Source organism: Pseudomonas sp. 2957, assembly GCF_031456345.1.
In the GTDB taxonomy this organism is placed as follows: Bacteria; Pseudomonadota; Gammaproteobacteria; order Pseudomonadales; family Pseudomonadaceae; genus Aquipseudomonas; species Aquipseudomonas siliginis.
In genome coordinates this window covers 339,841-354,105 of record NZ_JAVDUL010000003.1, presented here as the reverse complement: position 1 = coordinate 354,105, position 14,265 = coordinate 339,841, and the positions used below count along the sequence as shown (strand labels likewise).

Annotated in this window: 16 protein-coding genes; 8 read left to right on the top strand and 8 right to left on the bottom strand. The window is 60.8% G+C overall.

Translation table 11 applies throughout. The annotated features are described in order from the left end of the window. Nucleotides 1–54: 54 nt before the first annotated feature. Both J2Y39_RS12090 and J2Y39_RS12085 read right to left on the bottom strand, forming a co-directional pair. Nucleotides 55–780 (bottom strand): 4'-phosphopantetheinyl transferase superfamily protein, encoded by a 726-nt coding sequence (locus J2Y39_RS12090; protein WP_310217798.1) that lies wholly within the window; start codon nucleotides 778–780, stop codon nucleotides 55–57. A gap of 151 nt (nucleotides 781–931) precedes the next feature. Beyond that, complete coding sequence (locus tag J2Y39_RS12085; RefSeq protein ID WP_310217795.1) at nucleotides 932–1,723, bottom strand: dienelactone hydrolase family protein; 792 nt, start codon at nucleotides 1,721–1,723, stop codon at nucleotides 932–934. Between the two features lie 143 nt (nucleotides 1,724–1,866). Here J2Y39_RS12085 and J2Y39_RS12080 point away from each other — a divergent pair, with 143 nt between their 5' ends. From J2Y39_RS12080 to J2Y39_RS12070, 3 genes are all read left to right on the top strand, one after another. After that, complete coding sequence (locus J2Y39_RS12080; protein ID WP_041479569.1) at nucleotides 1,867–2,472, top strand: membrane protein; 606 nt, start codon at nucleotides 1,867–1,869, stop codon at nucleotides 2,470–2,472. 148 nt (nucleotides 2,473–2,620) lie between these two features. Beyond that, nucleotides 2,621–3,298 carry a response regulator transcription factor gene (locus tag J2Y39_RS12075; protein WP_016773623.1) on the top strand — a complete coding sequence of 226 codons (678 nt, stop codon included), beginning with the start codon at nucleotides 2,621–2,623 and terminating at the stop codon, nucleotides 3,296–3,298. After that, complete coding sequence (locus tag J2Y39_RS12070; protein ID WP_150637571.1) at nucleotides 3,295–4,641, top strand: ATP-binding protein; 1,347 nt, start codon at nucleotides 3,295–3,297, stop codon at nucleotides 4,639–4,641. The genes J2Y39_RS12075 and J2Y39_RS12070 overlap by 4 nt, the downstream gene beginning before the upstream one ends. A 204-nt stretch (nucleotides 4,642–4,845) precedes the next feature. Here the strand turns inward: J2Y39_RS12070 and J2Y39_RS12065 are convergent, their stop codons facing one another. Then, the gene (locus J2Y39_RS12065; RefSeq protein WP_310217793.1) at nucleotides 4,846–5,844 is read right to left on the bottom strand and encodes an AraC family transcriptional regulator; all 999 of its coding nucleotides are present in this window, start codon (nucleotides 5,842–5,844) and stop codon (nucleotides 4,846–4,848) included. A gap of 347 nt (nucleotides 5,845–6,191) precedes the next feature. On the opposite strand from J2Y39_RS12065, the gene J2Y39_RS12060 reads away from it, so the two are divergent. Further along, complete coding sequence (locus tag J2Y39_RS12060; protein ID WP_024013978.1) at nucleotides 6,192–7,526, top strand: dicarboxylate/amino acid:cation symporter; 1,335 nt, start codon at nucleotides 6,192–6,194, stop codon at nucleotides 7,524–7,526. A 145-nt stretch (nucleotides 7,527–7,671) separates the two neighbouring features. Beyond that, a complete protein-coding gene (locus J2Y39_RS12055; RefSeq protein ID WP_310217789.1) occupies nucleotides 7,672–8,853 on the top strand; it encodes a CaiB/BaiF CoA-transferase family protein in 1,182 nt (393 codons plus the stop codon). Nucleotides 8,854–8,960: 107 nt separating this feature from the next. On the opposite strand, the gene J2Y39_RS12050 is transcribed toward J2Y39_RS12055, so the two are convergent. Beyond that, the gene (locus tag J2Y39_RS12050; RefSeq protein WP_024013976.1) at nucleotides 8,961–9,455 is read right to left on the bottom strand and encodes a SprT family zinc-dependent metalloprotease; all 495 of its coding nucleotides are present in this window, start codon (nucleotides 9,453–9,455) and stop codon (nucleotides 8,961–8,963) included. A 148-nt stretch (nucleotides 9,456–9,603) separates the two neighbouring features. Beyond that, complete coding sequence (locus tag J2Y39_RS12045) at nucleotides 9,604–10,206, bottom strand: Yip1 family protein (protein WP_016773629.1); 603 nt, start codon at nucleotides 10,204–10,206, stop codon at nucleotides 9,604–9,606. A 427-nt stretch (nucleotides 10,207–10,633) separates the two neighbouring features. Between J2Y39_RS12045 and ttcA the strand changes: the two genes are divergently transcribed. Next, the gene (gene ttcA / locus J2Y39_RS12040; RefSeq protein WP_024013975.1) at nucleotides 10,634–11,458 is read left to right on the top strand and encodes a tRNA 2-thiocytidine(32) synthetase TtcA; all 825 of its coding nucleotides are present in this window, start codon (nucleotides 10,634–10,636) and stop codon (nucleotides 11,456–11,458) included. Between the two features lie 81 nt (nucleotides 11,459–11,539). Further along, on the top strand, nucleotides 11,540–12,214 hold the full coding sequence (locus tag J2Y39_RS12035; RefSeq protein ID WP_016773632.1) for a DNA-3-methyladenine glycosylase I: 675 nt from the start codon (nucleotides 11,540–11,542) through the stop codon (nucleotides 12,212–12,214). A gap of 88 nt (nucleotides 12,215–12,302) precedes the next feature. Here J2Y39_RS12035 and J2Y39_RS12030 read toward each other — a convergent pair whose 3' ends face one another. The 3 genes from J2Y39_RS12030 to arsC are packed head-to-tail and all read right to left on the bottom strand — an operon-like array spanning nucleotide 12,303 to nucleotide 13,674. Continuing rightward, nucleotides 12,303–12,728, bottom strand: a complete 426-nt coding sequence (locus J2Y39_RS12030; protein ID WP_073472188.1) for a DUF2069 domain-containing protein — start codon at nucleotides 12,726–12,728, stop codon at nucleotides 12,303–12,305. Further along, the gene (wrbA, locus tag J2Y39_RS12025) at nucleotides 12,728–13,324 is read right to left on the bottom strand and encodes an NAD(P)H:quinone oxidoreductase (protein ID WP_041479575.1); all 597 of its coding nucleotides are present in this window, start codon (nucleotides 13,322–13,324) and stop codon (nucleotides 12,728–12,730) included. The genes J2Y39_RS12030 and wrbA overlap by 1 nt, the downstream gene beginning before the upstream one ends. Further along, a complete protein-coding gene (gene arsC / locus J2Y39_RS12020; RefSeq protein WP_056788121.1) occupies nucleotides 13,321–13,674 on the bottom strand; it encodes an arsenate reductase (glutaredoxin) in 354 nt (117 codons plus the stop codon). Before arsC ends, wrbA begins: the two co-directional genes overlap by 4 nt. A gap of 113 nt (nucleotides 13,675–13,787) precedes the next feature. Between arsC and J2Y39_RS12015 the strand changes: the two genes are divergently transcribed. Then, nucleotides 13,788–14,255, top strand: a complete 468-nt coding sequence (locus J2Y39_RS12015) for a TlpA disulfide reductase family protein (RefSeq protein WP_056788124.1) — start codon at nucleotides 13,788–13,790, stop codon at nucleotides 14,253–14,255. Nucleotides 14,256–14,265 lie beyond the last annotated feature (10 nt).

The window sequence follows — 14,265 nt, the reverse complement described above, 5'->3', positions numbered from 1 at the left end:
CCCCTGTGGGAGCGAGCCTGCTCGCGAAGGCGCCATAACAGGCAATGCAAAACTTCAGGCAGGAATGCTGACCAGACTCAACAACTGCCCATCCTGCACTGCAAACTGCGCCTCCAGCTCCGATCCGTTGCGCCATTCGCTCGACAGATCCGTCAACAACCGCAGCCTGACCTGACCCGCAGCAGTCCATTCCAGCACTTCGGCATGCTCGAAATAAAAGCGCTGCTGCACGATCGGGTACAGCGCTTTGAATAAACTCTCTTTCACCGAAAACGTCAGGGTCACCCGCAGCGCCAGTTGCTCCTGCGAGCCTGCCGCCATGCGTTGCAGTTCCGCTGGCGTGAGGATTTCCCCGGCCAAGCGTTCGGCGCGCTCATGGCTCAACAGGTTTTCCAGATCCATGCCCAAGCCGCGCCAGTGTTGCTTGTTGGCGACAATCGCCGCCGCACGGCCAGTGCTGTGGGTGATCGAACCGCAGATGTGCGCCGGCCAAACCGGCGCGCGGTCTTCGCCGATCGGCGGGACGACGTTCAGGCCTTCGAGTTGTTGCAGCGCGGCACGGGCGCAGATGCGTCCAGCGAGAAACTCGGCCTGGCGCTTGGCCACCGAGCGCTGAATGCTCGGTGGCGCCAGCACAGCGCTGCGCTGGAAGTCATCGCCAAGCAGTCGGGCCGGGTCGAAGTGGGTACTGAGCAGCACGGTATCGGCCAGGACCGTCGGCAACGGCCAATGGCTGTCTAGCGCAGTGCAGCAGGCGGGCAGGGCGGGGGTGGTATGCATGGCGGGCATTTTGCCGGTTAGTCGAGGCAAGGTCGAGAACGGCGGTGAAGCCTTCGCGAGCAGGCTCGCTCCCACAGGGGATCTTCTGCGCGACAGATATCCAGTGTGGGAGCGAGCCTGCTCGCGAAAGCCGCGCCTCGGCGTTACTGACTCAACCGAAAATCTTCTTGAAGAACGCCTGCATATCCGCCCACGACTTCTCGTCCGCCGCCTTGTTGTAACCAATGTCCGGCCCGCCATGCTCGCCATGGCTCAAACGATCGGCATCCGGATTGCTGAAGCCATGCTTGGCGCCATCCAGACTGACGAACTGGTAGTCCGCCCCGGCCTTGTCCATCTCTGACTTGAAGGCGGTGACGTGGTCCTGAGTGACCATGCTGTCCAGCGCACCGTGCTCGACGAGGATTTTCGCCTTCACACTGCCCGGAGTCGCCGGGGTCTTGGTTGCCAGCGCGCCATGGAAACTCACCACACCGGCCAGCGGCACACCCTGACGCGCCGCATTCAGCACCACGGCGCCACCGAAGCAATAGCCGACGGCGGCGATTTTGTTCGGGTCGGTCTGCTTTTGCTTCTTCAACAGATCGAGCCCGGCGGCGAAGCGTTTACTGGCGGCATCGGCATCCTTGGTCGCCGCCTGCATGAAGGCCATGGCGTCTTTCGGGTGCTCGGTGTTCTTGCCTTCGCCATACATGTCGATGGCCAGCGCGCTGTAGCCGAGTTCGGCGAGATCCCGCGCGCGGCGCTTGGCGTAATCGTTCAGCCCCCACCATTCGTGGACCACGACAACGCCGGGGCGTGGGCCTTTGATCGCGTCGTCGTAGGCGTAGTAGCCGATCAGTTTGCTGCCGTCGGCGCTTTGGTAGGGGATTTCTTCAGTCTTGATCGCAGCCTGGGTGAGGCTGCTGACCGCCAGCAAAGTGAGGGCGAGGAACAGGCGCATGGTCGGGTGTCCTTATTGAAAGTGGTCAGAACAGCCTAGTCGATCTGGTTCAGGTCAGGTTCAGAGACGGTTCAGGGGCCGTACAGGGGCGGCTCAGTAACCTTGCGCCATACCCAAACAGCACTGTGAAAGAGGAAATACCCATGACTCGTTTAAACAAATTGCTGCTGGCTTTTACCCTGTTAGGCTCCAGCATCGCGGCGAATGCCGACGACACCAGCAACTTCGCCGGCCTGACATTCGGCCAGACCAGCGACAAGATCGACAAGTCCCACGCGCTCAACAACAACCTCGGCAACCCCAACGTCACTGGGGCCATCGACGGCAACAACACCTACGGAATGCGCCTCGGTCAGCAAAACAGCCAGGGCCGCTACTACGCCACCTATGACAACGTTTCCGGCTCGCACAATGGCGTTAAACTGCGCCAGGAAAATCTGCTCGGCAGCTATGACCTGTTCTATCCAGTAGGCGGCAGCACCAAATTGTTCGGTGGCGCCACGGCCGGTCTGACCAAACTGACGCAGGATTCGCCCGGCTTCAGCCGTGACAGCGACATCGGTTACGCCATTGGTGGCCAGGTCGGTGTGTTGCAGCAAGTTTCGCAGAACACCTCGGTAGAACTCGGTTACCGTTACCTGCGCAGCAACGCCAGCACCGAAATGAAAGAAAGCGGCGGCAGCAAACAGGGCTCGCTGGACTTGACCAGCAGCGCGCAGACCTACCTGTCGGCCAACTACTATTTCTAAGCCGTTGTCGCAGTTTGAAGTGTGGGAGCGAGCCTGCTCGCGAAAGGGGTGTATCGGCCGACACTTGCTTGGCTGATCCACCGTATTCGCGAGCAGGCTCGCTCCCACAGGTAGTTGCCTGGAGAGTTCAAGTGATAGGGAGAAAGGCATGAAACTGTTGGTCGTCGAAGACGAGGCGCTGTTGCGTCATCACCTGCAAACTCGCCTGACGGAAAGCGGTCACGTGGTCGAGTCCGTGGCCAATGCCGAGGAGGCGCTGTACCAGACCGGCCAGTACAACTTCGATCTGGCGGTGATCGATCTCGGCCTGCCGGGCATGGGCGGGCTCGACCTGATCCGCCAGTTGCGCTCGGGCGGCAAGACCTTCCCGATCCTGATCCTCACCGCGCGCGGCAACTGGCAGGACAAGGTCGAAGGGCTTGCCGCCGGTGCCGACGATTACGTGGTCAAGCCGTTCCAGTTCGAAGAACTCGACGCACGCCTGAACGCATTGCTGCGCCGCTCCAGCGGCTTCACCCAGTCGACCATCGTTGCCGGACCGTTGCTGCTCGACCTCAATCGCAAACAGGCCAGCCTCGATGAGCAACCGCTGGCGCTGACTGCTTACGAATACCGCATCCTCGAATACCTCATGCGCCATCATCAGCAAGTGGTGCCCAAGGATCGCTTGATGGAGCAGCTCTATCCGGACGATGACGAGCGCGATCCGAATGTCATCGAAGTGCTGGTCGGCCGTTTGCGCCGCAAGCTCGAAGGCCCGGCCGGGTTCAAGCCGATCGACACCGTGCGCGGCCTCGGTTACCTGTTCAATGAGCGCTGCACTTGATCCGTTCCCTTCGCGTTCGCTTGATGCTCGCCGCCACCACGTTGGCGGTGTTGTTCATGCTTGCCTTGCTGCCGGCGATGCAGGGCGCCTTCAGCCTTGCCTTGCAGGACTCGATCGAGCAACGTCTGGCCTCCGATGTCACCACATTGATCTCCGCCGCCCGGGTGGAAAACGGTCGGCTGGTGATGCCGTCGCAATTGCCGGACGAACGCTTCAACCTCACCGATTTCCGTTTGCTCGGCTATATCTACGACCGCGACGGCAAACTGGTGTGGCGCTCGAAAGCCACCCAGGAAGAGCAGATCAACTACAAACCGCGCTACGACGGTCTCGGCAATGAGTTCGCGCGGATTCGTGAAGCCAGCGGTCAGGAATTCTTCGTCTACGACGTCGAAGTCAAACTGCTCGGCGGCAAAAGCGCAGCGTTCAGCATCGTCGCTCTGCAACCGGTGCGTGAATACGAAACCACCCTCGAAGGCCTGCGCGAAAATCTCTATCTGGGCTTCGGCGCGGCATTGCTGGTCTTACTGGCACTGCTATGGATCGGCCTGACCTGGGGCCTCAAGGCCTTGCGCCGCTTGAGCCAGGAACTCGACGAAATCGAAGGCGGTACCCGCGAAAGCTTGACGGAAAAACACCCGCGTGAACTGCTGCGCCTGACCGGCTCGCTCAACCGCTTGCTGCTCAGCGAACGTCAGCAACGCAGCCGCTACCGCGACTCCCTCGACGACCTCGCCCACAGCCTGAAAACCCCATTGGCGGTGCTGCAAGGCGTCAGCGAAGACATGGCCCAGCGCCCCGAAGACCGCGACCAGGCCTGGGTTCTGCAAAGTCAGATCGAACGCATGAGCCAGCAGATCAGCTACCAACTGCAACGGGCCAGCCTGCGCAAAAGCGGCCTGGTCCGCCATCAGGTGCGCCTGCGACCGGTGCTCAAAAGCCTGTGCGATACGCTGGACAAGGTCTACCGCGACAAACACGTGCGCGTGACCTTTGATCTGCCCGAGCACTGTTACGTGCCGATCGAGCAGGGCGCCTTGCTGGAAATGCTCGGCAACCTGCTGGAAAACGCCTATCGCCTGTGCCTCGGCGAAGTGCGGGTCAGCGTGCGCGAATCACTGGCCGGGATCGAGTTGTGTGTCGAGGATGATGGCCCGGGTGTTCCACTCGATCAGCGTGCGCGGATTCTCGAACGCGGCGAACGCCTGGATGCCCAACATCCGGGGCAGGGCATCGGGCTGGCGGTGGTCAAAGACATCATCGAAAGCTACAACGCGCGTTTGGCTTTGGGTGATTCACCGATGGGAGGGGCGGCGTTCAGGATTGATTTTCCTGCGGTGTGATTGCGAGCTGCCCTCACCCTAACCCTCTCCCAGAGGTAGAGGGGACTGACCGAAGTGTCTTTGGAAAATTATCGACCTGAGCGATTTGCAGCGAATATGGATTCAATAGAGAGCTTGCAGGTCGGCGTATTTCTCAAGCATCCCCCAATCAGTCCCATCTCCCTCCGGGAGAGGGTTAGGGTGAGGGGCTTTTGATTTAGCGCCTCATTGCTCCTGCGCCCGATAAGCCCCCGGTGTCAGCCCCGTCCATTTCTTGAACGCCCGATGAAACGCCGAAGGCTCAGAGAACCCGAGCTGCTCGGCAATCTGTTGCAACGACAGCTCCGCCCGGCCCAGATGATAGATGGCGATATCCCGCCGCAGCTGATCCTTGAGTTCCTGAAAACTGGTGCCTTCCTCGCGCAAATGCCGGCGCAAGGTTTGCGGGCTGATATGCAGATGCGCGGCGACGGCTTCCAGATCCGGCCAACTCGCAGCGTCGCGACTGAGCAAGCGGCGCAGGCGGCTGCTCAGGCTGTCGCCGTCGTCCGGGCGCGAGAGCAGGTCGGCGGGGGAGCGTTCGAGAAAATGCTTGAGCGTGCGTTCGTCCTGCAACAGCGGCATGGCCAGATAGCGACTGTGAAACAGCAGGCTGCTTTGCTCGGCATCAAAGGTCAGCGGGCAGGGGAACAGCAGGTCATATTCGCTGCCGTGCTCGGGGCGCGGATAGCTGAAGGTTGCCTGCTCCAGGCGTATCCGCTGGCCGATCAGCCAACTGCCGAGGCGGTGCCAGATCACCAACAAACTCTCGCTGAGAAAATGATCCGGGTCCCACCACTGCGCGTCGTCCAGGCTCAAACGCACCCATTCGTCTTCGCGACGCAGGGTCAGGCGTGGGGCGTCGGGGAACAGGCTGTAAAACAACAAGCCACGTTGCAGAGCCTTCTCCAGGTTGCGGCAGTGAATCGAGGCGTGGCACATCATGGCGAAGCTGCCGGGCTTGCTCGGGGCGTTACCGAAACCCAGGTATTCGTCGTCCAGCGCCAGCCACAGCCCTTGAATCAGCCGGGTGAACTGCTCAGGGGCAATCCGCGCGCGGGGCTCGTCGAGCAACTCCGGGCTGATTCCCAGTTGCTGTAACAGGCCTGAATAATCCAGGCCGCGCCGGCGCGCACCGCCAAGGGCGGCGCGGGCGAAATGGCTGGCGATGGTGCGTTCGCGCATAAGCGGCAATCCTTGTTCAGGCACCGATCGTAATGGCGGGCCGGCAACGCCACAAGGCGGATTTCCGCCAAATTGCAGGACGCTGAACGCTCAGTTGGCGGAAATCCGCCATGCCTCAAGTCGCTGATTGGTGACAGGGAACTCCCGCAGGCCCTGATATCAAAAGGCTTGCTGCCATTCGCACCAATCTGGCACGACGTTTGCGATACAAGCGACAGAAGCGTGCACTTCTTCCGCCCGGGAGGATGCCGTTCCAACAACAAATCCCTCCAGTGCAGGAGGGTTCGCAATTAAGGTTCGGCGCACGACAGATGGATGTTGCCGCTGGACGCTTGAGGAAACCTGCAATGACGACTCGTCAGCCACTGTACAAATCCCTGTATTTCCAGGTGATCGTTGCCATCGCCATCGGCATCCTGCTCGGTCACTTCTATCCGCAGACCGGTGTGGCCCTCAAGCCACTGGGTGACGGCTTCATCAAGCTGATCAAAATGGTCATCGCCCCGATCATCTTCTGTACTGTTGTCAGCGGCATCGCCGGCATGCAGAACATGAAGTCGGTAGGCAAGACCGGCGGCTACGCGCTGCTGTACTTCGAAATCGTTTCGACCATTGCCCTGCTGATCGGTCTGGTCGTGGTCAACGTTGTGCAACCGGGCGCCGGCATGCACATCGATGTCACCACCCTCGACGCCTCGAAAATCGCCACCTACGTGACGGCCAGTAAAGACCAGAGCATTGTCGGTTTCCTTCTCAATGTGATCCCGAACACCATCGTCGGCGCGTTCGCCACCGGTGACATCCTGCAAGTGCTGATGTTCTCGGTGATCTTCGGCTACGCCCTGCATCGCCTCGGCTCGTATGGCCGTCCGCTGCTGGACATGATCGATCGCTTCGCCCACGTGATGTTCAACATCATCAACATGATCATGAAACTGGCGCCACTGGGTGCGTTCGGTGCCATGGCGTTCACCATCGGTGCCTACGGTGTCGGCTCGCTGGTGCAACTGGGCCAGTTGATGATCTGCTTCTACATCACCTGCGTCCTGTTCGTCGTGCTGGTGCTGGGTGCGATCTGCCGGGCTCACGGTTTCAGCGTGTTCAAACTGGTGCGCTACATCCGTGAAGAGCTGTTGATCGTACTGGGTACGTCCTCGTCGGAATCGGCACTGCCACGCATGCTGATCAAGATGGAGCGTCTGGGCGCGAAGAAATCCGTCGTGGGTCTGGTGATCCCGACCGGTTACTCGTTCAACCTCGACGGTACTTCGATCTACCTGACCATGGCCGCCGTGTTCATCGCTCAGGCGACTGATACGCACATGGACATCACCCACCAGATCACTCTGCTGCTGGTGCTGCTGCTGTCCTCCAAAGGCGCGGCAGGTGTGACCGGTTCGGGCTTCATCGTTCTGGCCGCGACGCTGTCGGCCGTAGGTCACCTGCCGGTTGCCGGTCTGGCGCTGATCCTCGGTATCGACCGTTTCATGTCTGAAGCCCGCGCGCTGACCAATCTGGTCGGTAACGCTGTAGCGACCATCGTCGTGGCCAAGTGGGTCAAGGAGCTGGACACCGATCAACTGCAGACCGAGCTGGCTTCCGGCGGTCGCGGTATCTCCGATGAGCGTGAAGAAGACGACCTGGGTGTGGCTGAAGGCCCAACCCCGAGTAATGTGAAGTAAGCATCGCTTGCACAGAAAAACCCGCTTCGGCGGGTTTTTTCTTGCCCGGAATTTGAGCGCAACGGTCACACCTGCTGACATTTGCGGTGATTGCCGCATCGCCGATGGCTGCCTAGGCTGAGTACATCGCCCAAGGAGTTCGCCCATGTCTGCACCGCTGGCCTCACTGAAGATTCTCGATTTCTCGACCTTGCTGCCGGGGCCGTTCGCCTCGCTGCTGCTGGCGGACATGGGCGCCGAGGTGCTGCGCATCGAATCGCCGACGCGAATGGATCTGCTGCGGGTGCTGCCGCCGCATGATGGCGGGGTCTCAGCCAGCCACGCTTATCTGAACCGCAACAAGCGCAGTCTGGCGCTGGACCTGAAACAGCCCGAAGCGCTGCAGATCATCAAGCAACTGCTGGGCGAGTACGACATCGTCCTCGAGCAGTTTCGCCCCGGGGTGATGGAGCGTCTGGGCCTGGGTTATGAAGCGTTGAAAGCGATCAATCCAAAGCTGATTTATGTGTCGATCAGCGGTTACGGCCAGAGCGGGCCGTACAAGGAGCGCGCCGGGCATGACATCAACTATCTGGCGCTGGCGGGACTTGCCAGTTACACCGGACGCGTCGACAGCGGGCCGTTGCCGTTGGGCATGCAGGTGGCGGACGTGGCGGGCGGCTCGCTACACGGCGTGATCGGCTTGCTGGCAGCGGTGATTGCCCGTCAGCAAACCGGGCAGGGCACCCATCTGGATGTGAGCATGACCGACTGCGCGTTCAGCCTGAACGCCATGGCCGGCGCTGGCTATCTGGCCTGCGGCGCGGAACCGGGCCGCGAAGATCAGATGCTCAACGGCGGCAGTTTCTATGACTATTACCGCACCCGGGATGGGCGCTGGATGTCGGTGGGCAGTCTGGAGCCGGCCTTCATGCAGCAATTGTGCACGGCGCTGGGCCGGCCGGAGCTGGCGGCGCAAGGGTTGTCGCCCAGGCCTGAGCAACAACAAGCCTTGAAAGAGGCGTTGCGCATCGAATTCGAGCGGCACGATTTTGCAGAACTGTGTGAATTGTTCGCCGGGGTCGATGCCTGTGTCGAGCCGGTACTGAGTCTGGGCGAGGCGTTGCGCCATCCGCAGTTGCAGGCGCGGGAGATGGTGGCCCAGGTGCCGCGCGGCGATGGCACGACGCAGGCGCAGATGGCGTGTCCGTTGAAATTTTCTGAGGCGTTGCCGGAGCCAAGGCATGTTGGCGCGGGGTTGGGGCAGCATACGGACGAGGTGTTGGGGGAGTTAGGGTTGAGTGCTGAGCGGATCGCCGAGTTGCGTTCGGCCAGGGTGATTCTGTAGCGCTCATGCCGCCGCCTTCGCGAGCAGGCTCGCTCCCACATTGAAATGCATTCCCCTGTGGGAGCGAGCCTGCTCGCGAAGGGGCCCGCCGATACTCTACAAAACTGTCATTCCACCCGCATTTCACCACTGAACACCAGCGTACTGCGGCAGCGCCGGCATAAATACCGCCGCCCTTGCCGCACCAGGCCATGACGCTGGGCGGTAAACGGGAAATCACTGTCGGGGCACGGGCATTTGTAGATATAGCGGGTCACGCTGCGCCGCTTGATTTCATAGGTGTGGCAGCGATCCGGCGGCAGTTCGTAGACGCCGCGCATGATCAGTTGCCACTCCTCGCCATGGGGCTGGATGCGGTCGCCGAACAGTTGATGAGCGATCAGGTGGGCGACTTCGTGGGCCACGGTCTGCTTGAGGAAGTGTTCGGTGTTTTCCCGGTACAGCTGCGGGTTGAAGCGCAGCAGGTTCTCGTGCAGATGCGCGACACCGGCTTTCTGCCCGCGCAGCTTGAGACTGACCACGGGGCGTTTGAAGGAACGTTTGAAAAAGGATTCAGCGAGTTGGTAACAATCTTCGACGCGGGTATTGAGTTGCTCGGGCATGCTTGATGGATCTCCAGAGACGCCGAGTATGCCGCAACCCCGGCGACTTGCGAATCGCCGACCTGCCGAATGGTCGTCGCCCCAACGAGAAGGCCGCCTTGCGGCGGCCTGTATTGGCAGATGTTGTTTTTCTCAGGGAGGAAACAGGTCAGTTGGTATAGACCGGGCCGACACCCAGGCCCCAGACAATCACGGTGAACGCCATGATCGCCACCAGCACCACCAGCCCAACCGCGAGCACCGAGCTGGAAAACAGAAAGCCTTCATCCGAAGGGATGTTCATGAACGTCGGCAAGCCGACATACAAAAGATAGACCGTGTAGCAGATGGCCGCCGTACCGACGATCATCCCCAGCCACATGTGCGGATACAGCGCCGCCAGGCCGCCGACGAACAACGGTGTCGCCGTGTAAGTGGCGAATGCCACGCAACGGGCCAGGCTTGGATTGGCGTCATAGGTGCGCGCCATCCAGTGCACGAAGGCGCCCATCACCGCGACCCCGCCGAGCATCGCCAGGTACGACATGATGGTCATCCACAGAGCGCTTTCAAACGTGAGCATTACCGGCGCGCGGTTGCCGATCACCCAGCCGACCTGGGTCGTGCCGATGAACGCCGAGACAGCGGGGATCGCCGCCAGAATCAGCGTATGCGTCAGGTACATGTGGCTGATGCTTTCCTCTTGGTCGCCACGGATCTCCTTCCATTCCTGATCGGGGTGGGTAAACAGTCCCACTACGTGATGGATCATGCCATTCACTCCTCTTGTCATTGCCATCGCCCCCCAACGGAGCGCCTACGGGCCAAGATGGCCGAGCAAATACAGGTCTTCAGATGTGTGCGACCTTATGTCGCAGTATAGAAAGGACTCCAACGCACCGGTATGCCGGGCTTAGAGCAAATCGCGCTGTAAACGGGATGGATAATCGCCTCGGGGTCTTGCGCGGGAAGGCATTTTTGGGGTTGAAACACTTTTTGTGGCGAGGGGATTTATCCCCGTTCGGCTGCGCAGCAGTCGCCAGCCCATTCAGCGCGCAGTGTCAGGCATTACGAGTTCCCAGGTTTTGGGGCTGCTTCGCAACCCAGCGGGGATAATTCCCCTCGCCACAGATGCTTCGCGCTACCAGGGTTTTTGCGTAAAATGCCGGCCTTTCGTCACACCTCACGGATTTCGCGTCATGGGCACTCTTACGGTCAACCAGAACAAACTGCAAAAGCGCCTGCGCCGCCTGGCCGGCGAAGCGGTCGCCGATTTCAACATGATCGAAGATGGCGACAAGGTCATGGTCTGCCTGTCCGGGGGCAAGGACAGCTACACCATGCTCGACGTGCTGATGCACCTGCAGAAGGTTGCACCGATCAAGTTCGACATCGTCGCGGTGAACATGGACCAGAAACAGCCGGGCTTTCCCGAGCACGTGCTGCCGGCCTACCTGAAAGAACTGGGCATCGAGTACCACATCGTCGAGAAGGACACTTACTCGGTGGTCAAGGAACTGGTGCCGGAAGGCAAGACCACCTGCTCGCTGTGCTCGCGTTTGCGTCGCGGCACCCTGTACACCTTTGCTGACGAAATCGGCGCGACGAAAATGGCCCTCGGTCATCACCGCGACGACATCGTCGAAACGTTCTTCCTCAACATGTTCTTCAACGGCACCCTCAAAGCGATGCCGCCGAAGCTGCGCGCCGACGATGGCCGCAACGTGGTGATTCGCCCGCTGGCTTACTGCAACGAGAAGGACATTCAGGCCTACTCGGACTTGAAGCAATTCCCGATCATCCCGTGCAACCTTTGCGGCTCGCAGGAAAACCTGCAGCGCCAGGTGGTCAAGGAAATGCTTCAGGACTGGGATCGCAAGACCCCGGGCCGTACCGAATCGATTTTCCGCAGCCTGCAGAACGTGGTGCCGTCGCAACTGGCCGACCGCAACCTGTTCGACTTCACCAGCCTGAAGATCGACGAAACCGCGGCTTCGCGTTTCGTCAATGTCGTCAATCTGTAAACACAACCTGTAGAAGCAGGCCCTGTGGTTGAGGGGACAGCTTCTGCATGGGTTATTCATTTCCAAACCTCAGGAGAGGGCATGCGCGATTACAAGTGGCTGCACGAATACTGTCTGAACCGTTTCGGTTCGGCGGCTGAACTGGAAGCCCATCTGCCCGTTCCCAAGACCCCCGCACAACTGCGCAAGATCCGCGACGACCGCTACCTCTCGACCATGGCCCTGCGGGTTTTTCGCGCCGGGCTCAAGCACAGCCTGGTCGACGCCAAGTGGCCGGCGTTCGAAGAGGTGTTCTTCAAGTTCGATCCGGAAAAAGTCGTGCTGATGAGCGCCGAGCACCTTGAGCGGCTGATGCAGGATGCGCGGATCATCCGCCATCTGGGCAAGCTGAAAAGTGTGCCGCGCAATGCGCAGTTCATTCTCGATGTGGAAAAGGACAAGGGCAGCTTCGGCGCATTGATCGCCGACTGGCCGGTGACCGATATCGTCGGCCTGTGGACGTACCTGAAAAAGCACGGCCACCAACTCGGCGGGCTGTCGGCGCCACGCTTTTTGCGCATGGTCGGCAAGGACACGTTCGTGCCGAGCTACGACGTGGTCGCGGCGCTGAATGCGCAGAAGATCGTCGACAAAGTGCCGACCAGCCAGCGCGATCTGGCGACGGTGCAGAACGCGTTCAACCAATGGCACGAACAGAGCGGCGGACGGCCGATGAGCCAGATTTCGATGATGCTCGCCTATACCGTCAACCATTAAAACCGCGTCGCTGCATTCGCGAGCAGGCTCGCTCCCACCTCTGGAATGCATTCCCTGTGGGAGCGAGCCTGCTCGCGAAAGCGGTTGGTCAGGCGACGCTGATCTCGCCTTCGCCAGCCAATTTGCGATTCAACTGATAGCGCCAGCGCACATACAGCAGCGCCGAGCAGAACACCGCCAGGCTTGCGGCCATTTCCAGCAGGCCGAACAACTGCCGGTTGGGGTCGTACGCCGCCAGGGCGCCTTTGATGAAGTACAGGTTCACCACAAAGCACATCCACGAATGGCCACGGGCGCTGCCCATGATCATCGCCGGGGCGAGGACCAGCCACGGGATCAGCTCGACCAGCAGAATCACCCAAGGCCGCGCGCCATGCAGGTCGGCGAACAGCAGGTAATAAGCCGCCAGCAAGCCGGCGAGGGCGAAAAAGCTCAGCAGGCTGAGCACGCGCATCGCCTTCACCCGTGGCTCAAGCCACTCTATCGAGGGCAGGACTTTCGGCTTCTTCGCCATCAGCCCACCAGCTTCTGTGCGGTTTTCGCCAGGCGCAGACCAAGTGCGCGACACAGCGCCACTTCGTGCTGATCAAGACCGTTCTTGCCGTCGGCACCGGCGTGATGGCTGGCCCCGTAAGGCGTGCCGCCACCTTCGGTTTCGAGCAGGGCCGATTCGCTGTAGGGCAGGCCGGTGATCAACATGCCGTGATGCAACAGCGGCAACATCATCGACAGCAGCGTGGTTTCCTGACCGCCGTGCAGGCTGGCGGTGGAGGTGAACACGCCGGCCGGTTTGCCGACCAGCGCGCCGGTCAGCCAGAGGTTGCTGGTGCCGTCGAGGAAGTACTTGAGCGGCGCGGCCATGTTGCCGAAACGCGTCGGACTGCCCAAGGCGAGGCCGGCGCAGTTCTTCAGATCATCGAGGCTGGCGTAGAGCGCGCCTTCAGCGGGAATCTCCGCCGCTACCGCTTCGCATTCGGTGGAAATCGCCGGCACTGTGCGCAGACGCGCTTCCATTCCGGCCTGCTCGATGCCACGGGCGATTTGCCGGGCCATCTCGTTGGTCGAACCGTTGCGGCTGTAATAGAGAACCAGAATGTACGGCGTGCTCATGGCAACAACTCCAGCACGTTTTCCGGTGGGCGACCGATGACGGCTTTGTCGCCTGCTTCAAGAATCGGCCGCTCCATGAGTTTCGGGTGCGTGGCGATGGCGTCGATCAGCTGCTGCTCGCTGAGGCTGGCGTCGGCCAGGTTCAGGGTTTTGTATTCGTCTTCACCGCTGCGCAGCAGCTGTCGCGCGCTGATCCCGAGCTTGCCGAGCAGGGCCTTGATCTGCGCGGCGCTGAGCGGCGTTTCCAGGTAGCGCACGACATTCGGATGCAAGCCGCGGGCTTCGAGCAGTTCCAGCGCGCCGCGGGATTTCGAGCAGCGCGGATTGTGATAAAGCGTCAGATCGGTCATGGCGGGTCGCTTCTGGCGTAAAGTGGCGGCTATTCTAACTGTGCGGCGCGCAATCCAGAACCGTCAGAGGCGATGGGTCGCAGGCGCTTTCGAATTTTCACAAGGAACACGACATGACACGGCGATTGGCAGCGGCATTGACGATAATCGGGGCGTTGATGCTGGGGGGCTGCGGTAATGATTACGGCATCGACCAGAACGGCCAGAAGGTAGCGTCCGAACGTCTGGACAAGCAGTGGGTGGTGCTCAATTACTGGGCCGAATGGTGTGGCCCGTGCCGCACGGAAATTCCCGAGCTGAATCATTTGGCTGATGAGCTCAAGAGCAAGAATGTCGGGGTGTTCGGGGTCAATTTCGACAACGTGCAGGGCGCGGAGCTGAAAGAGGCGAGCGAGAAACTCGGCATCAAGTTCACCGTGCTGGCGCAGGATCCGGCCGAGCTGTTCGACCTGCCGCGCAGTGAGGCGCTGCCGGTGACGTTCATTATTGATGACAAGGGCAAGGTGCGTGAGCAGTTGCTGGGTGAGCAGACGGCGGCGGGGGTGATGGCGAAGCTGGAGGCGTTGCAGGCTACGAAGTAAACCGCCAGAA